Annotated in this window: 18 protein-coding genes and 2 tRNA genes; 6 read left to right on the top strand and 14 right to left on the bottom strand. The window is 42.9% G+C overall.

All coding sequences use genetic code 11. The features are described 5' to 3' along the window. Positions 1-169 precede the first annotated feature (169 nt). Positions 170-1,750 (top strand): BCCT family transporter, encoded by a 1,581-nt coding sequence (locus FKN05_RS09920; protein ID WP_161433836.1) that lies wholly within the window; start codon positions 170-172, stop codon positions 1,748-1,750. A gap of 408 nt (positions 1,751-2,158) precedes the next feature. Here FKN05_RS09920 and FKN05_RS09915 read toward each other — a convergent pair. The 6 genes from FKN05_RS09915 to FKN05_RS09890 form a co-directional block, all read right to left on the bottom strand. After that, positions 2,159-2,232 (bottom strand) — tRNA-Cys (locus FKN05_RS09915). A 19-nt stretch (positions 2,233-2,251) separates the two neighbouring features. After that, a tRNA-Leu gene (locus tag FKN05_RS09910) sits at positions 2,252-2,338 on the bottom strand. Between the two features lie 280 nt (positions 2,339-2,618). After that, on the bottom strand, positions 2,619-3,785 hold the full coding sequence (locus FKN05_RS09905; RefSeq protein ID WP_099610110.1) for a D-alanyl-D-alanine carboxypeptidase family protein: 1,167 nt from the start codon (positions 3,783-3,785) through the stop codon (positions 2,619-2,621). Between the two features lie 209 nt (positions 3,786-3,994). Continuing rightward, positions 3,995-4,921, bottom strand: a complete 927-nt coding sequence (gene speB / locus FKN05_RS09900; protein WP_099610109.1) for an agmatinase — start codon at positions 4,919-4,921, stop codon at positions 3,995-3,997. Then, on the bottom strand, positions 4,922-6,832 hold the full coding sequence (speA, locus tag FKN05_RS09895) for an arginine decarboxylase (protein ID WP_170887422.1): 1,911 nt from the start codon (positions 6,830-6,832) through the stop codon (positions 4,922-4,924). A 317-nt stretch (positions 6,833-7,149) separates the two neighbouring features. Then, positions 7,150-8,001, bottom strand: a complete 852-nt coding sequence (locus FKN05_RS09890) for a tetratricopeptide repeat protein (RefSeq protein ID WP_161433839.1) — start codon at positions 7,999-8,001, stop codon at positions 7,150-7,152. 297 nt (positions 8,002-8,298) lie between these two features. On the opposite strand from FKN05_RS09890, the gene proV reads away from it, so the two are divergent. The 4 genes from proV to FKN05_RS09870 are packed head-to-tail and all read left to right on the top strand — an operon-like array spanning position 8,299 to position 12,137. Beyond that, positions 8,299-9,486 (top strand): glycine betaine/L-proline ABC transporter ATP-binding protein ProV, encoded by a 1,188-nt coding sequence (gene proV, locus FKN05_RS09885; RefSeq protein ID WP_161427945.1) that lies wholly within the window; start codon positions 8,299-8,301, stop codon positions 9,484-9,486. 2 nt (positions 9,487-9,488) lie between these two features. Continuing rightward, entirely contained in the window at positions 9,489-10,553 is a 1,065-nt protein-coding gene (proW, locus tag FKN05_RS09880; protein ID WP_170887421.1) for a glycine betaine/L-proline ABC transporter permease ProW, read from the top strand. Positions 10,554-10,585: 32 nt separating this feature from the next. Continuing rightward, positions 10,586-11,590 carry a glycine betaine/L-proline ABC transporter substrate-binding protein ProX gene (proX, locus tag FKN05_RS09875; RefSeq protein WP_161427943.1) on the top strand — a complete coding sequence of 335 codons (1,005 nt, stop codon included), beginning with the start codon at positions 10,586-10,588 and terminating at the stop codon, positions 11,588-11,590. Between the two features lie 55 nt (positions 11,591-11,645). Then, on the top strand, positions 11,646-12,137 hold the full coding sequence (locus tag FKN05_RS09870) for a MarR family winged helix-turn-helix transcriptional regulator (RefSeq protein WP_249339302.1): 492 nt from the start codon (positions 11,646-11,648) through the stop codon (positions 12,135-12,137). A gap of 75 nt (positions 12,138-12,212) precedes the next feature. Here FKN05_RS09870 and FKN05_RS09865 read toward each other — a convergent pair whose 3' ends face one another. Together FKN05_RS09865 and FKN05_RS09860 are read right to left on the bottom strand one after the other, a co-directional pair. Beyond that, positions 12,213-13,850, bottom strand: coding sequence for a methyl-accepting chemotaxis protein (locus FKN05_RS09865; protein WP_170887419.1), 1,638 nt, complete (start codon positions 13,848-13,850; stop codon positions 12,213-12,215). Positions 13,851-14,124: 274 nt separating this feature from the next. After that, positions 14,125-14,844, bottom strand: a complete 720-nt coding sequence (locus FKN05_RS09860) for an AraC family transcriptional regulator (RefSeq protein WP_170887418.1) — start codon at positions 14,842-14,844, stop codon at positions 14,125-14,127. 110 nt (positions 14,845-14,954) lie between these two features. Here FKN05_RS09860 and FKN05_RS09855 point away from each other — a divergent pair, with 110 nt between their 5' ends. Continuing rightward, complete coding sequence (locus FKN05_RS09855) at positions 14,955-15,377, top strand: nuclear transport factor 2 family protein (protein ID WP_170887417.1); 423 nt, start codon at positions 14,955-14,957, stop codon at positions 15,375-15,377. 157 nt (positions 15,378-15,534) lie between these two features. On the opposite strand, the gene FKN05_RS09850 is transcribed toward FKN05_RS09855, so the two are convergent. The 6 genes from FKN05_RS09850 to FKN05_RS09825 all read right to left on the bottom strand — a co-directional run bounded on the left by FKN05_RS09850 (position 15,535) and on the right by FKN05_RS09825 (position 21,442). Beyond that, positions 15,535-16,725, bottom strand: a complete 1,191-nt coding sequence (locus FKN05_RS09850; RefSeq protein ID WP_099611077.1) for an acetate/propionate family kinase — start codon at positions 16,723-16,725, stop codon at positions 15,535-15,537. 336 nt (positions 16,726-17,061) lie between these two features. Next, entirely contained in the window at positions 17,062-17,823 is a 762-nt protein-coding gene (vctC, locus tag FKN05_RS09845; RefSeq protein ID WP_099611076.1) for an iron chelate ABC transporter ATP-binding protein VctC, read from the bottom strand. 7 nt (positions 17,824-17,830) lie between these two features. Then, complete coding sequence (gene vctG / locus FKN05_RS09840; RefSeq protein WP_099611075.1) at positions 17,831-18,781, bottom strand: iron chelate uptake ABC transporter permease subunit VctG; 951 nt, start codon at positions 18,779-18,781, stop codon at positions 17,831-17,833. Beyond that, the gene (gene vctD, locus FKN05_RS09835; RefSeq protein ID WP_170887416.1) at positions 18,771-19,709 is read right to left on the bottom strand and encodes an iron chelate uptake ABC transporter permease subunit VctD; all 939 of its coding nucleotides are present in this window, start codon (positions 19,707-19,709) and stop codon (positions 18,771-18,773) included. Before vctD ends, vctG begins: the two co-directional genes overlap by 11 nt. Before the next feature lie 223 nt (positions 19,710-19,932). Further along, complete coding sequence (locus tag FKN05_RS09830) at positions 19,933-20,847, bottom strand: siderophore ABC transporter substrate-binding protein (protein WP_161428175.1); 915 nt, start codon at positions 20,845-20,847, stop codon at positions 19,933-19,935. Positions 20,848-21,163: 316 nt separating this feature from the next. Further along, the gene (locus FKN05_RS09825) at positions 21,164-21,442 is read right to left on the bottom strand and encodes a hypothetical protein (RefSeq protein ID WP_170887415.1); all 279 of its coding nucleotides are present in this window, start codon (positions 21,440-21,442) and stop codon (positions 21,164-21,166) included. Positions 21,443-21,671: the final 229 nt, after the last annotated feature.

Here is a 21,671-nt window from a genome sequence, read left to right as displayed (position 1 = left end):
AACAAACAAAAAAAGTAAAACACTTACCGAGTATGACAAAAATTAAAAAAAGCGGTATGATTAGCCCGTAAAAATAATTTGCACTCTAATTATTTAATTCACTTTTAACGCATTCATCACTTCTCTAACTGTAGAAAAGTGACGAATGCGATACTGATCGAGTCATACGATGGAAGACGCATTAAAAAAATACAGTATAGAAACCACCGACTACCGAGTGGGACAAGATAACGTTCAGAAATGGGGGTTTGATGTTCATAACCCTGTTTTTGGCATCAGTGCCGGATTAATCATTTTCTTTTTAATTTCAATTATCTGGGTTGGCCCAACGACAGCGAAAGAGGTGCTCGACACCCTAAAGAACAGCATTATTCAAGAATTTGATGTTTTCTTTATGTGGATAACGAACTTCTTTTTATGCTTTGCTTTAATCTTGATGATCTCTCCACTGGGTAAAATTCGCCTAGGTGGAAAAGATGCCACCCCGGATCACTCTCGTCCCTCATGGCTCTCGATGCTTTTTGCCGCAGGAATGGGCATCGGCTTACTATTCTGGAGTGTGGCTGAACCGACCGCTTACTATACCAATTGGTGGGGAACTCCTTTTAATGTCGCAGCCAATACTCCTGAAGCGAAATCATTAGCCATGGGCGCGACCCTCTTCCATTGGGGAATTCATGGCTGGTCCATTTATGCCATCGTCGCTTTATCGCTCGGATTTTTTACCTTCAATAAAGGTCTCCCTTTATCCATTCGTTCCGTGTTCTATCCCATTTTTGGTGATCGCGCTTGGGGATGGCTAGGCCATGTTATTGATATTATGGCTGTATTAGCAACCTTATTCGGGCTGGCGACTTCATTAGGTTTAGGCGCTCAGCAAGCCACAAGTGGCATTAACTATATCTTTGGAACGAATGGCGGCATCGGTATGCAATTTACCGTTATCATTTTTGTTACGCTTATTGCCATCATCTCCGTATTTCGAGGGATCAATGGTGGTGTCAAAGTGCTTAGTAATATTAATATGCTGTTTGCTTTTGCACTGTTGATTTTTATGATCATCGTCAGCTTTACTATCACTTTACAGTCGATCCCTGATACCTTCATGGCGTATGTTGAAAATATTCTTCCGCTAAGTAATCCCCATGGGCGGGAAGATGAAATCTGGATGCATGGTTGGACTGTATTCTATTGGGCATGGTGGATTTCATGGTCACCTTTTGTCGGCATGTTTATCGCACGGGTGTCAAGAGGGCGAACGGTTCGTGAGTTTATCCTTGCGGTGGTCTTTATTCCTACGTTATTAATTTTAATTTGGATGTCTGTTTTTGGTGGTGTTGCGCTCGATCAAGTTGCCAATCACATCGGTGAACTAGGAGCCAATGGACTGACGGATATTTCATTAACATTGTTCCATGTTTATGAGCAATTACCGTTTGGCAGCGTTATTTCTCTCATTTCTATTGGATTGATTTTAATTTTCTTTATTACCTCAGCCGACTCAGGATCACTTGTTATTGATAGTATTACCGCTGGTGGTAAAGTCGATGCGCCCGTTCTACAACGTATTTTTTGGGCTATTATTGGTGGGGCGATTGCTGCGGTCATGCTTTGGGTTGGCGGCCCAGAGGCACTACAGGCCCTGCAATCTGGAGTGGTCGCTACAGCGTTGCCATTCAGCTTTGTGCTACTCTTAATGTGTTTCAGTTTGATCCAAGGGTTAAGAACTGAACAAACCTTATATCGTTAATACATGCATAATTAATACAAGGCCAGCGATTGTTGGCCTTTTTTGATTATCCCCTTGCTACTTGAAGCTGCAAGAGCGTTGGTGACGTTCGTTCACCCCAATCACATCACCTATCAATGCCGTAATTCTGAATGCTCACCATTAACCGCCATCATTGATACGATAACAAAGTAATGGTAAAGGTGACCTTCGGATAGAAAAAACAACGTTGCTGCTTACGAAAGATTCTAGCAGTGAAAGTGAAGCTAGGTTGAATAGAGGGCGAATTTATTCACATAAGTGAAATAAATCAACGGATACACCGGCAACCGCCTTGCCAATTAGATTAAGAGAAAGGCTAAAACAAAAAAAACAGCTCAATGCTGGTTACGATTAATAACAGAGATTTATAACAGAGATTTATAGTAATGGAGGCGCGTCCCGGAGTCGAACCGAGGTCCACGGATTTGCAATCCGCTGCATGGCCACTCTGCCAACGCGCCTTTACTGTCTTTCGATAGATGGTGCCCCGGGCCGGACTTGAACCGGCACGACTCGAAAGTCGAGGGATTTTAAATCCCTTGTGTCTACCAATTTCACCACCAGGGCAACGCGCATTACGCTAGGCTCACACTATCTATTCCCGTTTCGCCTTGGGAACGAGACGTACTTTAACGTATTCAGCCATAAGGTCAATAAAAAAATTACTAAAATCAATCAAATGGTTAATAAACACCCCAAGCAGTATAGATAGGCATCAAATAGGATAATTCTCAAACAGCTTTGTGCAATAACGTTATCTGCTCACACAAATTAAACTCAGGATGTATGACGAAGAACTCACCATCATTTATTAATACCTCCGCTTGATCCTTAAGTCAAAACGACATTAAAACCAACCAGCAAAGAAGCGCTTAATGCTATCGAACAGACGTTTAAACCAGTTCCCTTCTTCCACTGTTTCCAAAGCCACTAGCGCGGCTTCTCCAACTTGATGTCCATCAACTTGATAAATCACTTTGCCAATCACCTCGCCCTGTTTCAGTGGCGCTTCCAGCTCCTTATCTAATTCAATAACACCGCTGAGTTTTGCTAATTCACCTTTAATAAGCGTTAAATAAGTCGTGTGTGCAACCCCGACCGCAACTTGATCTTGCTTCCCGCTCCAAATTCTGACGCTCTCTAGCACTTCATTGTTTTGATGGGGTGAGATGGTTTCAAAAAACCTAAAGCCATAGCTGAGTAATTGTTTACTTTCTGATTCTCGTGATTTTTGGCTATTTGCTCCCATGACAACCGAAATTAAACGCATATCACCATCGGTTGCTGAGGTTGCTAAGCTGTAACCAGCTCCGCTGGTAAAGCCGGTTTTCATTCCATCGACATTCAAACTGCGATCACGTAACAGTCCATTACGGTTGTATTGAGTAATGCCGTTATACGAGAATGACGTTTCGCTATAAAGCGGGTAGATTTCCGGTAAATCACGAATAATCGCTTGGGCGAGTTTGGCTATATCATAAGGCGTGCTGTATAGCCCCTCACTATCGAGACCATGAGGATTGGTAAATGAGGTGTTTTCTAACCCCAGTTTTTGGGCCCATAAATTCATTAGATCCACAAAAGCACTTTCTGAACCTGCAACATGCTCAGCAATGGCAACGCTAGCATCATTGCCAGACTGCACAATAAGCCCTCGATATAAGTCCATCATGTTGACTTGCTTTCCAACCTCGATAAACATCTTTGAAGAATCTGGAAAGTTTTTAGCCCAAGCTTTATGGCTAATGGTCACTTGATCAGCTGCGCTAATTTTACCTTGCTTAAGACCTTGTCCCGCCACATAGGAGGTCATCAATTTTGTTAAGCTAGCAGGGTTTAGCCGCTCATGAGCATGATGTTGAACCAATACCCTTCCCGTGTGGTAATCCATCAACACATACCCTTTCGCCGAAAGTTGAGGCGGATTCGGCACGACAATGGGTGTAGAATGACCCAGACTTGGCAAAAGAGACAATCCGATCGTAGACAACACGATTGACTTGATATTTTTCATAATCTATATCCCAAAAAATCATGCAAAAATAAATCACTGGCTTTAGATTACCTTGTTTCGAGATCGGTATTAAGACCGTTATGTAAACGAACGTAACAAACCGATTCATTTCCTACGCTTGATTAAAAGTTAGGTAATTTTGGACATTAAAAACTGATAAAAAAACCGAGCGTACACAAGCTCGGTTTCCATCAGCAGCTAACGTCTAGTTATTCTATCTCTTGACGAGATGCCCACACATAAAGCAGCTCCAAGGCAATCGTTGCTCCCGCTAAAGCGGTCACATCACTCTGATCATAAGGAGGAGACACCTCTACGACATCCATCCCAACCAAATTGATGCCTTTGAGTGCCCGAATAATTTTTAAAATTTTATCGGAATTTAAACCACCACACACCGGGGTACCGGTACCGGGAGCAAACGCAGGATCTAAACAATCGATGTCAAACGTCAAATAGACCGGCTTATCGGCAACAATCTGACGAATTCGCTCAACAATCTCCTCAACTGGCATGTCATTGGCTTGCATCGCATTAATCACATTAAAACCGTGTCCTTGCTGTTTATACTCGGTTCGAATACCAATTTGGACCGAATGTTTCGGTGAAATCAATCCTTCTTTGGGAGCATGATAAAACATCGTCCCATGATCATAAGCACTGCCATTAGCATAAGTATCAGTATGCGCATCAAAATGAATCAATGCCATTTCACCGACATGCTTGGCATAAGCACGTAAGATCGGCAAAGTAATAAAATGATCGCCCCCTAATGCAAGTAACGTTTTACCACTTTTGACGATTTCATTTGCGGCCGCCTCTAGACGATAAGTAAAATCTTCCGCATCACCGCAATCAAACACTAGATCACCGGCGTCAATCACCTTGGTTTGCTCAAATAAATTGAACTCCCAAGGAAATTTTTTGCCTTCCCACGCTAAATTCACCGATGCACGACGAATCGCATCCGGCCCCATTCTAGCTCCCGGGCGACCCGATGTAGCCATATCAAGCGGAACCCCAAGTACAACGACATCGGCTTCAGTATCGACTGGGTTTCTCACATACGGGCGACGGACAAAAGTCATCGCATTGGAGTAGAGTGAATAATCAGTTTTCGTAAACAAATCATTCATTTAAAAATCCTCTAAATAAGTATAACCACTCAGGCCTTGTTCTAACTCTTCCAGCACGGTTGCCTGCTCTTGCTCTGCCACTCGTTGACTGACTAGCTGACGATAATTGGCACGAATTGCATCGACATCAATATGAACATAACGCATCATATCCTCAACCGTATCGCCTTCATTGATAAAGGTAATTTCTGACTCACCTTGATCATTGATATGCACAACCACGCTATGAGTATCGCCAAACAAGTTATGCATATCACCTAAAATTTCCTGATAGGCTCCAACTAGGAAAAATCCCATCAGATAGGGCGTATCTTTCGACCAAGCAGGAACGGGTAAGGTGGTTTCAATACCCTGTCCTTCGACATATTGCTCTATTGCGCCATCTGAGTCGCATGTAATATCCAACATCACCGCTCGCCGATCGTCGACATGCTCTAACCCCGACAAGGGCAATACGGGAAATACTTGATCAATTCCCCATGCATCTGGTAAGGATTGAAAAAGTGAAAAGTTGACAAAAAATTTATCAGCCAACCGTTCTTGTAACTCATCTAAAATGGGGCGATGGAAACGGTTTTTCGTACTCATTTTTAAACGTAGTTCATGATAAATACGTAACGAAAGTTGTTCGATCCATGCGCGATGGGGTAAGTTAATCACCCCGGACGCAAAGAGCGTGTGCGCCTCGGATAAATCACTCTGGGTATCATTGTAAATCTCAATTAACGCTCGAGCATCGGTTCCTTCTCGTAATGTTTCCCAACTACGCCACATATTTTGCATCAATAACGGAGCATCGGCATCCGGCTCACTGATCGTTTCAGGGCTATAAATCTCTGTTCCAATCACATTGGTAATTAATACCGCATGATGAGCAGTAATTGAACGGCCCGATTCAGAAATAATGATCGGTTTCGGTTGTTGATAAAGAGTGCACATATCCGCAACAACACTGACAATATTGCGTGCATACTCTTGCAGACCATAGTTCATAGAATTGGAAGACTGGCTGCGCGTGCCATCATAATCGACCGCCAAACCTCCGCCTACATCAAAATAGTCAATTTGTGCCCCCAGCTCTCTTAGTTCACAATAAAAACGAGCGGCTTCATTGACGCCATTTCTGACGTCACGGATATTGGCCATTTGTGAACCAAGATGAAAATGCACCAGTTGTAACGTATCTAACTGTTGCTCTACTTTTAAACGCTCAATCACTGTTAATACTTGTGCCGCCGCTAAACCAAATTTTGATTTTTCGCCACCACTCGACTGCCACTTTCCTGCTCCCTGCGAAGCTAAACGGATGCGCAAACCCAAGCGCGGTTGTACGCCAAGGCTCTTGGCTTCTTTGAGCACAAGCTCCAACTCTGACAGTTTTTCTAATACAATAAAAACTTTATGCCCAAGCTTTTCACCAATTAGTGCTAACCGAATGTATTCTCTATCTTTATAACCATTACATACAATCACCGAACTGGCTTGCTGAGCCATAGCAAGAACGGCCAAAAGTTCAGGTTTACTTCCGGCCTCAAGCCCTAGCTGCTTTGTTTCTAACTTAGCTTGGCTAGCCAGTATTTCATCTACCACTTCTTTTTGTTGATTCACTTTTATCGGATACACCAACAAATATTGGTTGGGATAATCACATTCTTCTATTGCTTGGTTAAAAGCATCACAAATATTATGAACTCGTTGGTGCAAAATTTGTGGGAAACGCACAAGGACGGGTAAATTGAGATTACGAGCCTCCAACTGTTGAACAATCGAACTCAAGGCCGTTGAATAGGCTCGATCTTTACGAGGAGAAACATACACTTCACCTTGATCATTAATGCCATAAAACCCTTGGCTCCAGTAATGAACGTTATAATCCGCACGAACGCGATCCAATTTGGATGATTTTTCCACTTGATATCTCACAAAAACAAAGAGAATGTAGTGGCGACTCAATACAAGTCGCCCTCCCCGACACCCTGAGGGTCTCGCGCTTTATCCGCGAAAAACCAAGGTGTGTCTAATGATAATAATTTGTCGTTAAGACAACACTTCGTTATGCGTTAAACAGCTCGGCCTATCCCCAAATAACTTGGCGTTGCAGGTCGGCGGCAAGTGAGTGACAAATTTGTCTGGAACAATTTGAACAGCCGTAGGCTGGCCTTTGAATGAACGTAGCCAACACCCCTGCAGATTCAAGTAACAAGGGGATATACCATAATCATAAAAAATTAACTGATATTACCGCTAATTAACGCATCAAAACGTTTATTGCCATATAAAGATTCAAAGTCAGGCTCATCAGCAATCAATTCTCGCAACGAAGGGCTGATATCCGTAGCTCGCTGAATATCTTCCAACGCCTGTTCTTCAGCCCCTAAACGAGCATAAGCACAAGCTCGCTGATACAGTGCAGGGCCATTACTTTCATCCAACTCGAGCACTCGATTACATAAGCTCATTGCCCAATGGTACTCCTGCATCTCCATGACCGCATCAGCTTTATAAGTTAATGCTTCTAGATCGCCTGGGCGAATCTTAAGAATTTCATCATACACTTCGATTCGTTGCTCGGCTGTTTGTACATTCTGCGAACGCAACCACAAATTATGAATCTCATTGATAATTTCAATTTCTCGGTTATTTTCACTGATGATGCTACTTTTACGTTTAAGATCACGCTCTAACGCGACAAATTTCCGCTCATATTCTTGAGCTATTTTATTAAGTTTTTTATCGGCCATTTCTCGAGTGTTATGCTTTACCTCTCTTAATGATTGCCAACCAATTAAGGCGACCAGTGAAGCGACCCCCGCAATTACATAGAAAAAATAGGTCACGGTGACATTAGAATAATTGAGAGATTTATCAGCAACAGCCAACTCTCGATCCGTGATCTGAATCGTCAAACGCCGTTCTAGATCCTGTTGATCCTGACGTAACGCTTTTAACTCATCTAAAATATACCGTTCCACTAAGGGCCTATCTAATATCGGTGATTCCGAGTAAGGCACGGCTTGTTGCTCTTGAGCAAAAAGGTTTGTCGTACTGCCCAACAGCAAAACCACTCCATATAGCACCATCCAAAATTGTCGCACGCGTTACGCTCCTCAATTACATCAATTTCACCGTCACATCATACCGCTAAATCAGTTTATATGCAGGCGCAGTGAGAAAAAACCACCCCATCCAAAACATTCTACCTCAAATTAAAACACTTTTTTTTGTATTTTTTATTTTCTTTAAAAAACAACATTTTAACTAAAATTACACACTAGCAGCACCAATAAAAACTTGAAAAGTCATAAAACAATGTTTAGTGTTCTATGCATATTTTCTATTTTCATTGTGTCATATTGACAAAGATAAAGGATATAAAGATGTCAACTATGCTGGAAGTGAAGAACCTTTATAAGGTGTTTGGAGAGACACCAGATGAAGCGTTCCCTCTCATCGAAAAAGGCCTGAATAAAGATCAAATCTTTGAAAAAACAGGCCTGACCGTTGGGGTTAAAGATGTGTCATTATCGATTAATGAAGGGGAGATTTTTGTGATCATGGGGCTTTCAGGCTCCGGAAAATCGACCCTTGTTCGATTATTAAACCGTTTGATTGAACCGACCCGAGGGAGCGTTTTACTCAAAGGAAACGACATTGCCACAATTTCTGACCAAGCGTTAAGAACCGTTCGTCGTCAAAGTATCTCCATGGTGTTTCAAAACTTTGCCCTCATGCCACACATGACCGTGATAGAGAACACGGCTTTTGGCCTTGAATTAGCAGGTGTTGATGAGAAAGAGCGCCACCAAATCGCCCGTCAAGCGCTTGAGCGAGTCGGGTTAGAAGCTTACTGTGATTCCTACCCTGATGAACTTTCTGGTGGTATGAAACAACGCGTTGGGCTCGCCAGAGCGCTCAGCAATGATCCCGATATTTTATTAATGGATGAGGCTTTCTCCGCCCTTGACCCTTTGATTCGTAGTGAAATGCAAGACGAACTGATTCGTCTACAAAATGATGACAAGCGCACTATTGTTTTTATTTCTCATGATTTAGATGAAGCGATGCGCATCGGGGATCGCATCGCTATTATGCAGGATGGTGTGGTGGTACAAGTCGGCACTCCGGATGAAATACTGCATCAACCAGCAAATGATTATGTCAGTTCCTTTTTCCGCGGCGTCAATATCGCTAGCGTGTTCAGTGCAAAAGATATCGCGCGTAAAAAACCTGCGGCGGTCTTTAAAAAACATGATAACGATGGCCCAGCAACCGCCCTGCAATTGCTACTAGATAATGAGCGAGAATTTGGCATTGTGGTTGATCGCACCAATAAATACACCGGCATTGTTTCACTTGACTCGCTAAAAGCCGCCAAAAAAGAGCAACGCTCTCTTAACAGCGCTTTATTATCAGACACGGTGACCATTCACCCTGATGTTTCCGTCGGCGACTTAATTAGCCAAGTGGCCAGTGTGCCTTATGCTGTTCCTGTTGTGGATGAACAAGGGAAATATTTTGGCGTCATCACAAAATCACGATTACTGCAAACTTTAGATAGAGAATAATTATGACCATGGAAACAAGTCATGCCGCGGCAAACGCCGCAGATCCTTGGGGAGCAGCGACTCAAACGGTCAGCAGCGACCCATGGTCAACCACCTCAAGTGCCACCGCCGCTAATGATTGGCTCAATGCCGCACCAGTCACCACCGAACCGTTTGATTGGTTACACCCATTTAAAGAGGCCCATATCCCTTTTGATCACTGGGTAGAAACCGCCATTAATGGACTGGTTCAGCATGGTCGGCCATTATTTCAAGCCATTCGTGTGCCTATTGATTTCATACTCAGTTCATTCCAAACCACACTGATTTCAACACCAGCTCCACTTATGCTGTTGATTGTATTACTGATTACTTGGCAGCTTGCTGGGCGACGTTTGGGTATCGCCTCTTTCGTCTCATTGCTTGTCATTGGTCTTATTGGTGCTTGGGATGAGGCAATGGTCACTCTAGCCTTAGTCATGACCTCAGTTTTTTTCTGCCTTCTTATTGGCCTTCCCACGGGGATATGGCTCGCTCGTAGTGAAACTTCAGCTAAGATCATTCGGCCCATGCTAGATGCCATGCAGACAACGCCTGCCTTTGTCTACTTAGTTCCGATTGTCATGCTGTTTGGTATTGGGAATGTTCCGGGTGTCGTCGTCACCATTATCTTTGCACTGCCTCCGATTGTTCGTTTAACCATCTTAGGTATTCAACAAGTTCCTGAAGAGCTGATTGAAGCTGGGCACGCTTTTGGGGCTAGCCCAAAACAAATGCTCTACCGAATTCAACTACCACTGGCTATGCCAACGATAATGGCGGGGGTCAACCAAACCTTGATGCTTTCACTCTCTATGGTCGTGATTGCCTCAATGATAGCGGTCGGCGGTTTAGGACAAATGGTGTTACGCGGCATTGGTCGTCTCGATATGGGTCTCGCGGCTGTCGGTGGCTTAGGCATTGTTATCCTCGCCATTTTACTCGACAGACTTACTCAGACGATTGGCATCAACAGTCGAGATAAGAAAATACGTTGGTACGAAAAAGGCCCGGCCTTACTCGTGTACCGACTTAAGCCAAAAAAATAACTTGATATAAATCAATTACTAGGAGAATAGAAATGAATAACGCATGGAAGACGCTGCTCACGACTGGGCTCACCGTCAGCGCAACCTTATCTGGCTCTGCTTGGGCTAAACTTCCCGGCGAAGGGATTACTGTACAGCCAATACAATCCACCGTTGCAGAAGAAACCTTCCAAACTTTAATTGTCAATAAAGCCATGGAAGCTTTGGGTTATCACGTACTGCCTACCAAAGAAGTTGACTACAACGTAGGCTATACCTCAATTGCAGAAGGTGATGCGACCTACTTGGCGGTGAATTGGCAGCCATTGCATGATGATAAATACCTCGCCTCTGGTGGTGATGACAAATTCTATCGTCAAGGCACATATATCTCCGGAGCCGCTCAAGGTTACTTGATTGATAAAAAAACCGCTGAGAAATATCACATTACCAACATCGGTCAGCTCAAAGATCCCAAAATTGCAAAACTCTTTGATGCCAATGGTAACGGAAAAGCCGACTTAACCGGTTGTAATCCAGGCTGGGGATGTGAAAGTGTGGTTGAATACCAACTCGATACTTTTGGCCTACGTGATACGGTAACCCACAATCAAGGCAACTACGCAGCTATTATTGCTGATACCATCTCTCGCTATAAAAAAGGCGATCCGATTATTTACTACACATGGACACCTTACTGGGTGAGTGGTGTTTTAGTTCCAGGAAAAGATGTGGTGTGGCTAGAAGTGCCATTTTCAGCGCTACCAGGGAATCAAAAGGGAATTGATACGACGCTACCAAATGGTAAAAACTACGGTTTCCCAATTAACTCGATGAATATTATCGCCAATAAACAATTTGCTATGGAAAACCCAGCAGCAGCGAAATTGTTTGAAATCATGAAATTAAGCATCAACGATATCAGTGCACAAAATATGCTGATGAGTCAGGGTAAAAATTCAGCACGAGATATTGAATCTCATGCCAATGGTTGGATCAAAGCTAACCAAGCATTGTTTAACTCATGGATAGCAGCTGCCACACAAGCAGCGCAATAACTCGGTGATCGTTAATAGAGGCTGCTTGAGCAGCCTCTTCCTTATGGAGGAAAAATTGGATATTCACGAAGAAGTACTCGTATCAGTGCGACAAATTATTCGCGCGATTGATCTACATTCAAAACAGTTGAATAAAACGTTTGGCCTAACGAGCCCACAACTGTTATTGATGCGAGCCATTAATAACTCGCCTAATATGACCATTCGCCAACTGTCAATAGCAACCAATATGAGCCAAGCAACGGCGACCAGTATTTTAGACCGCTTAGAGAAACGGCAGCTTGTCCTGCGTACACGAGATACTGATGATAAAAGAAAGGTACATGCGATGCTCACGACCACTGGACAAACCTTGCTACAAACTGCACCACAGCTTATGCAACAAGACTTTATTCAACGATTTCAATCATTAGCTGGTTGGGAACAAACTCTACTGCTCTCTTCACTACAACGCCTCTCTAAAATGATGAATACCTCTGATTTAACTGATGATCCATCGCAACGGACATTAAATAAACCCGCTTTGCCGCCGCCTAATCACGGTTAGCATCATGGTTTTTTTAAGTAACCCCAGCCAACAAACTTTCTTGATCGTTTCAATGATCAAGAGAGCAAGCTTCATTTATGCGGTGACAAAGTGATGAACCTTATCTCGCAGCTCACCAGAGGCTTGGCTCAACATTTCGCTCACTTCTCGAGCCTGCTTTGCCTGCTGCTCTAAATCCTGTGTATCGCCACTTAAGCTATGGATACTTTGCTTCGTTTGCTGAGCAACCAAAGCCTGCTGCTCACTGGCCGTGGTGATCGAACGATTCACTTGTGCTACATCTTCAAATGCTTGCCGAATATGATTTAAAACTTGTTCCGATTGATTAGAAAAATCGACACTTTCTAGTGCTTGTTGATTCGCAGACTGCATGGCGTTCACCGCATTATCCGCGCCTTGTTGTAAACGCGACAAAACATCACTAATCGAGCGAGTCGCTTTTTCTGTGTTACCCGACAAATTACGCACTTCATCAGCGACAACCGCAAATCCTCGTCCGGCCTCGCCAGCACGTGCGGCTTCTATCGCAGCATTAAGCGCTAATAAGTTGGTTTGTTCAGCAATATTTTGTATCACACCCAACACTTGGGTAATTTCTGTCGACTCTTGATGTAAGTGCCGAATAATTTGAGCAGAATGATCTATTGCATTGGCTAAGTTTTTTATCCGCATACTGGCTTGTTGAACGGTATTTGCACCTTGTAAACTAAGCTCATCAGCTTGTGTTACCACCGTTTGTGCATATTGAGTATGTTGACTTACCGCACTAATCGCTTGGCCCATTTCTTCCATAGCTTGGGTCACGGACTCGGTTTGTAAAGATTGGTTATTCGATTTTTCTTCTACGGTTTCGCTAACCAACAACATACGCTTGGCATTTTTTCTTAGTTCAACACTCTTATTCTCTATCTCAATAATCAAGTGACAAAAGTGATTTACCATCCTATTTAATGCTTGTGCCGTTTGAGCGATTTCATCTCGACCTTGTACAACGACTTGCGTGGTCAGATCAGAAGAGTTGGCTAATCGTTGTATGCCTGCACGTAACTGATGCAGTGGCCGTTGAATAGAATGCTGAATTAACCAACCGAGTAACATTAATAAGCTAATCCAAATCGCTCCACCAAACAGATAAAATTGGACCATGGTATGAGTAAGGCTAGCCGCCTCGGTCTGTACTTCCCCAGCCATACCAATCTGCTGTGCGACCAGTTGATTTAACGTCTCACCCAGTGGAACAAGGGTATGATTAATCTCGTTATTAAAAGTCGATTCATTCAGGATTCGCACAGTAATTGCATCACTCCCTGCGCGAGATATCCATTGCTGATAGAGTTGAATGGCGCTCTCTAATTGTTGATCAGCCAATTGGTTGAGCGGATCAACAGCCTCTCCCCTTTGTTGTTGATAAGCTCTCCAGTGTTCTCCAACTTGAGCTAATAAGCTTTCAATCTTATCTATCGTTTCATTTTGGCCAGCCCACCCGGTTCGATAACGCCTTAAATCATCAAGGCCAGTTTGTCTGAGCAATGAATGAGTCGCAAGGATTTCACTTAGAGGCAGTAGGTGTTGCTGGTAAAGACGATCAAATAAACGATCTTTTTGTTGTGTCACTTGAAAAGAGAGGAAAAGTGCCACCAGTAAACTGATGATAGGGAGCGCGCTTAAGCAAAATAAGCGCGTACTGATTTTGACTTGGTTGAATCTGAACATGCCGATAATCGCTCTGAAAAACAGAAAAGTCGGCGATATATACCAAACAATATGAAATGGCCGTATCAAGTAACTCACCGCCGAACCATACCCAAAGACGGAACCGGAACCCAATCACTCAGCCAACGTCATACAGAAGAAGTATTTCAGATCGCTCGCTATAAGCCACGCAAGCAATCCATACCGCCTTAGTGTGATGGTATGGATTATTCCTAAAGACTATGACAAGAGCGTTACAATGTATTCAACACTCTCGATTTACTAAAATGGGGCTTTATTTTTTTATCCATTGACCTGGAGAGCATGCTAAGTATTGTTTAAACACAGCAATAAAAACACTTGCATTACAATATCCGCAGGACTGAGCTACCCATTCGACCGACTTTCCCATTTGTAACCATTCCATAGCTTTCATTAATCTAGCAAGTATTCTCCAACGAACTAATGGCATCCCAGTCTCCTGTGCAAACTTTCGACTGAGAGTACGAGTACCCATCCCAATCACCTGCGCCAAATCAGCAACTGAATCACCACAACTGACGTCACTGAGAATAAGCATTGTTAATTTCTGTAACCGACGATCTCGAGGAACTGGTAATTGCCAAGTCTCTCTCTCTGATGTGCTTAATTCATGTATAAGCACCGCGATCAAATGTGAATGAATGGGGCTAGACTCTTCCTCGTTTAATAACCGAGTAAAAACAACATCGGCAAGCTCTGTTGGCTTCAACACCGTGGGCTCCGCTGGCATTCGCTGGCAGTATTGGGGAGATAAATACGTTGAATGGCCTGATATTTCCGTATGAGAGTATGACATGTGCCGTTGCTTTGGAGGTATCCAACCAATACGTCCGTGAGGCACCAGCCACTTACCATAGGCAGTATCCACAATTAGCACACCTACATCTATTTTAGTTATTTGCCCATATTCATGACTATGCCATTCTGTTTGATATTGAGGTGGATGGGACACTTGATCTGTTCGTGAAAACATAATGTCGGACATAGATTGGCTTAAAAACATTATTATTAGTCCAAATATATAAACATGAACTGCTTCAGTCAAGGCAAGATAGTCGCGAACATTACAACGAGGAAAACATCATGAGCTTATCTATTCAACACCAATTATCAGATAAAAATGAAAGTGAACAGTGTGCCATTTTAAGCGATATCCTTAACCGATTATTTATCGGTGATATTGCAGTCGAAACACTGTTCAGAGCTGATTATCAACAAAACACCGATGGAAAAACGTTAGACTTGGTCGATTTTAAGCAGCATGTATCCTTCCTTCGTCAGCATGTCAGTAAAATTCAATTTAATGTCGTGGATGTATGTTTACATGAAAATAGGCTGGGCGAACGTCATTTCGTCACCATCACACACCTAGACCAAACGGAATCTCAGCTAGAGGTATATATGTTTATCCGCTTTAGAGATCAAAAAATAGAATCAACGCATGAAGTCACGCGGCTCATCTCTGGGAATATAATTGACAGAGAGCTAGCGAGCGCAGTAGCTTAGAATCTTAAAACGACAAATTAAACGATTAAGTTGGTCGCTGCCAGAATGTCTTACCATTTTAAGCCGCCATTCGCGTGACTAGCGACGATCTATCCAAAAAAGGAACAAAAAAAAGCGAGCACTAAGCTCGCCTTTAACTACCTGTGTTTAATTTAAATTACAATAACTCAACCGATTGTTTGGCGATCACGAATTCTTCGTTGGTTGGGATCACTAATGCCAATTTTGAATCTGAGCAAGTGATGCTACCCGACTGACCAAAACGCGCCTCTGCATTACCTTTCGGATCTTCTTTATAGCCAAAAACAGAGAGGTAACTTAAAATCTCACTGCGAATCGGTAGTGAATTTTCACCAATACCTCCAGTAAAGACAATCGCATCAACGGCTTCACCAATTGCGACCATATAAGAGCCAATGTATTTGGCAACGCGATACGTAAAAATATCAAAGGCAAGTTTGGCTCGAGGGTTGCCATTGTCCATCGCTTCTAATACACCGCGAGCATCACTGGTGACTCCAGATACCCCTAAGAACCCTGATTTTTTATTCAGCATTTCAAAGAGTTCTTCTTGTTTCCAACCTTTACGGAATAAAAACTCAATCACACTCGGATCGAGATCGCCACAACGCGTCCCCATCATCAAACCGGCAAGCGGTGTTAAGCCCATGCTGGTATCCACACATTCGCCATGTTTTACTGCAGTGACAGAGGCTCCATTACCTAAATGTACGGTAATAAAGTTACTTTGTTCAATGGGCTTATTGATCATTTTTGCGGCTTCACGACTCACATAATAGTGACTAGTCCCGTGAGCACCATAACGACGCACTTTATGTTTTTCATACAACTCGTAAGGCAGTGCAAACGTAAACGCTTTCGCCGGCATCGTTTGGTGGAACGCAGTGTCAAAAACCGCAAATTGAGGTAACTCAGGGAAGGCTTCCATCGCAGCTCGCATTCCAACGGCGTTCGCTTTGTTATGCAATGGAGCAAGTTCGGCTAAACGTTCCACTTCGTTTATGACCTCATCAGTGACTCTTACGGTTCCTTTAAACGTTTCTCCTCCAGCGACAATACGATGCCCAACGGCAACAAATTGAGCACTTAGCCCCAAGGTTTCTAAGAGCTTCACAACTCGGTTTACGGCATATTGATGATGATCCTCTGCCGTGTTAATCACTTCCTCTGTTTTTTCTCCTTGATATTTCCAGCTGATTGAGGCTTCGGGCAGGCCAAAACACTCACCAAGACCAGTAACCAATGCTTCGCCAGTGACTGAGTCAATCACGGCAAATTTAAGCGAAGAGCTTCCTGAGTTGATAACCAACACATACGAGTTCGACATGGGGCAGTATCCTGTTTCCGACTAAGAGTTCGAAGCTTGTGCTTCTCCATTTCATGTTGACCATTATTCAATAATTTTTGAATCTTTCAACTTTTGTTTTGTTCTTTGTGACTGGAAAGGTTTATTTGTTGATCTTTAGCAAGGAATGATTTCTTTTAAGTAGAGAAATATATGACCATATTCCTTACAAGGATTAAATGATGGCTTAAGATAACATAACAAAAAATGGCCGCCATGCCCAATAGCCGCATTGCTCAATAATGACGCTCACAGCACTCGCCATAACCCGTCGAGATGAACTCACTAGAGACGGAATCAATGGCTAACAAAACACACCTAAGCGGTGTGATATAAGCACATCCGTTTTCCTTCTAGCTCAAGGACTCGAAAGGGAGTTTCATAAATTTCACCGAGTACGCCTTCTTGGATCACCTCATTGACTGAGCCTTGCGCAACCACTTGCCCTTTTTTTAAAGCAATGATGGCGTCTGAATAACAAGATGCAAAATTAATATCATGAATCACGACCACAACCGCCTTATTTAACTCGTGAGCGAGTCGCTGGATAGTCGTCATAATCTGTAATGAATGCTTGATGTCTAAATTATTGAGCGGCTCATCTAAGAAAATGTAGTCGGTATCTTGTGCCATCACCATAGCAATAAAAGCAAGTTGGCGCTGTCCCCCACTTAACTCATCTAAATAATGATGTTCTAAACTTTTTATATCCAGATAATGAATCGCTTGATCAATCATCGCCTGATCTTCAGCGGTTAGCTTACCTTGTGAGTGCGGGAAACGGCCAAACGCCACTAACTCTCGTACCGTAAAGCGCATCGTTAAATTATTGGCTTGACGCAGTACCGATAGACGCTTGGCCAGTGCTTTGGTATCCCAATCAACCAGCTCGCGACTATCAATCCAAACCTTGCCTTGATCTCGTGAAATTAATCGGCTCGCCATCGACAATAAGGTACTTTTACCTGCACCATTGGGCCCAATAATCGAGGTCACCTTACCTTTAGCAAATTCGGCACTGGCTTCGTACACGACCGCTTGTGAGCCAAAATATTTAGTCAATTTATCTAATTGAATCATAACGGGCCTATACCACTTTATTGCGCAAAAGAAGAGAGAGGAAATAAATACCACCAATAAAATTGATGATAACGCTCAAGGTTGTACCAAATGAAAATAGGTTTTCCACCACCCATTGACCCGCTAATAAAGCGGCAACGGACATCGCAGAACAAGCCAATAATAGCGTTCGATGCTGGTAGGTGTGCAACCATTCTCGAGTTAAGTTAGTGACCAATAACCCAAAAAACATCACAGGCCCAACAAGCGCAGTTGAAATAGAGACTAACACCGCACTCAATAGCATTACTGAACGTGTTGTCCGTTTTACATCAACCCCAAGGCTAATGGCATTGTCTGCATCTAACCAAAATACATCTAAAATCCGGTGTAAACGGAACAAGGCATAGCTAACCACCAATAGTAGCGGTGAAACCGCATAGACTAAATGCACATTAACATTATTAAAGCTAGCGAACATTTTGGCTTGCACAGCAGCAAAATCATTCGGGTCCATCAACATAATAAAAAAGGAAGAGAAATTAGAGAAAAGTTGACCGAGAATGACACCCAGTAGTAATAACACAATGATGTTGCTACGTTGACGACGAAAGTAAAAGGTGAACAGTAGACTAGAGAATAGCAGCATCACTATAACGGATACTGAGAAGTTCCAATAAGTGTTCAACATGATATGGCTTAAACTACCCAATAACGCAACCACTAACACTTGCACAAGTAAATAAAGCGAATCAAACCCCATAATACTTGGGGTAAGTATGCGATTGTGAGTAATGGTTTGAAACGCCAACGAAGATTGCGCAATAGCGATACCTGCCACAATCATGGCCAATACTTTAGGGATACGGCGAGATAAAAAGTATTGATAATTATCAGCCGTTAGTCCAAGACCAATAAAAAGCCCAGCAAACACAAGCGCTACGCATAGCATGGCCAGCGTTTTACGATTATCTTGCATGTTTTGGCCCTCTTAAAATCAGCAAGATAAACGCAATGCCGCCAAGAATACTGATGATCATGGAAATAGGAATTTCATAAGGAAAGATAATCACTCGGCTGATGATGTCACATAACAGCACGAGTGAAGCACCAAAGAGTGCCGTTCGTGGAATGTTTTTGCGCAAGTTATCGCCATAAAAATAACTGACCAAATTGGGCACAATTAGGCCGAGAAAGGGTAATTGTCCGACAATCATGACCACAGAAGCCGCCATAATTGATACTAAACAGACGCCTAATGTCAAAACTTGTTGGTAATTTAAGCCCAAATTGACCGCAAAATCTTTCCCCATGCCGACAGCAGAAATGCGTGCCGCATAAAGGTAGCTCAGTAAAGCAACCGGAATGGCAATGTACAGTAGCTCAAAATCACCACTTAATAAATTTGCGAAATTCGCAACGGCCCAACCAGAGAGGTTTTGCAAAGCATCATAACGATAAGCAATAAAGGTAGCGGCTGACTGCACAACATTGCCAAAGATAATTCCCACGAGGGGAACAAAGACAACATTCTTAAACTGAATACGTTGAATAAACTGAACAAAAATCAAAGTGCCTATCATCGCAGTGGCAAAAATAAGCAGTAAACTTTCACCATGACCAAAAAGGACAAGGCTAAGCACATACCCCAGCATCGCGCATTCAATCGTGCCAGAAGTAGACGGAGCCGCAAATCGGTTTTGACTAATTTGCTGCATGATAAGCCCGGCGATACTTAACCCACCGCCCGCAAGTAGCACAGCAAGCACGCGAGGTAACCGGCTGGTCCATAATAGCTGCCAAGCTATACTATCCCCCTGCATTAAAGCCATCAGAGAAAGCTGTCCGACCCCAACAAATAATGAAATCAGACTTAAAATAAACAAAACGAGTAATAACTTTTTCAAAGTTAACCCCAAACAACACAAATCGATACAGTGATCGCGACACTAACGATAAAAGTCAGACCACGAAAATAGAGACCAAATCTAAGCAAACGTTGACTTTATAGGTTCAACCAATCAGGCCTAATTCTACGATGACAATCAAAAGTACAAACATTGAACAATAGCGGCCGAGATGACTTAGCATCAACCAAGTCATCCACCAACTTACAAGGCAACACAGGCGTTATTCTTGATGCAGTTTCACTTGCATATCATTCAACATTTGCTCCGTCGCTGTAACACCAGCAATCGCTAGGTACCAAGCATTGAGATCGAGAAACACCATCCGGTTATGTTGATAAGCCTCTGTGGCTTTGATCAAATCATTTTCAAACTCTTCACGAGTGTGACTTTGCCCTTTATTCACCAACCTGTCTCGATCGATAATAAACAGCGTTTGCGGGTTATTTTGTCGAATATATTCGTATGAAATTAAATTACCGTGATTAGCCGTTTGCTTCACCGTGGCCGCTTCAGCGAAGCCAAAATCTTTATAGACCGCTGCAAAACGCGAGTTTGCCCCAAAAGTGGTTATATTTCCTCCCGAACTCATCACCGTCATCGCTTGTGCTTGATGCTTTTGGTTATAGTCATGAACTTGAGTAAAGCGTTTGTCTAACTCGGCAATTTTTGCTTCGACTTTATCTTCAATGGCAAACAGTTTGCCGAGATTACGCCATTGAGCTTGCGTACTCTCCCAATACGGTTTTTTGTCATCAATCGCAAACACGACCGTTGGGGCAATTTTACTTAACTCATCATAGGCAGTACGTGCCGCTCGTGGCCCGGTAATAATAACATCAGGCTTTTGCATATAAATACGCTCAAAATCGGGTTCAAATAATGAACCCGCTGGAGCATATTGCGCCTCTTTATACTGAGCTAAATAGTCGGGTAACTCTGCCACTTTGGAAACCGCCACTGGATTAATACCAAAGTAGTGAACGGCATCTAACGGGCCAATACCTATCACCACCACGCGCTGAGGATTTTGCTCTAACGTTGTTTGTCCCATTTGATGCTCGATTGTGACATTGGCAGCCTGTACAGAAAGTGAGGCAAATAATCCCAATGCGGCCAAACTCATTACTGATTTCATACGATTCCTTATTGCTAGCTAAATATTGCGATGTATTTTGATAAGCATTCTCATTATTGGGTGAGAACTATAACCAGTAATGTTTTACGCCGCAATAGTATTGCAATGATTTGATAAACTTATCCCTCAGCGAGTTGTATACCCAACCAACTTGACGTTGCAGGTAAGCGGCCAGTGAGTGACTAATTTGTCTGGAAGAATTTGAACAGCCGTAGGCTGGCCTTTGGTGAGAGCCACGGATGGCTCTCACCATCCCCATAAACATAGGCAAACGATGTGATTGGGGTGAACGAATGCAGCCAACACAGCTGCAGCTTCAAGCAGGAGGAGTGTGGACAAAAATTAACCACAAATTGAGCAAACAAGGTCCGAGCACACAAAACATAAAAGAAATTTTCGTCCATGGCTGTGCTTTCCAGTGACTGAGAACTGGCGCAGCAATAAATAAACAAATCAGGACGAAAACCATGTGGAACCCTGCTTGTAAAGACAGTCCCACCAGTAATAAAGCGAGCAGTAATAATCGAGCAATAGGGATGGCAAGTTTGCTGCCCAATCCAAATAACAAGATTAGTGTAAAAACGAGGGTTATCATACGCCTCCTTTATGATATTGATTATTATTTAGATATAGAATACCACTGACTCGCGTAAAGGCAATCCGTTCACGCTAAAACCTTACTTTTTCTATTTCTTAGTCCTTATTACGCATTACAAGCGTATACTGGATCTAAATATTGATTAGTTTTTCTAATTCAAACTATAGATTTTTATCGTGCGATACTCGATAGATTAAGATTGCTTAAGTTAATTTATCTAACTAAT

It is taken from the genome of Vibrio sp. 1-1(7) (assembly GCF_013048485.1).
GTDB classification, from domain to species: Bacteria; Pseudomonadota; Gammaproteobacteria; order Enterobacterales; family Vibrionaceae; genus Vibrio; species Vibrio fujianensis.
This window is presented reverse-complemented; position numbering and strand designations above follow the sequence as displayed.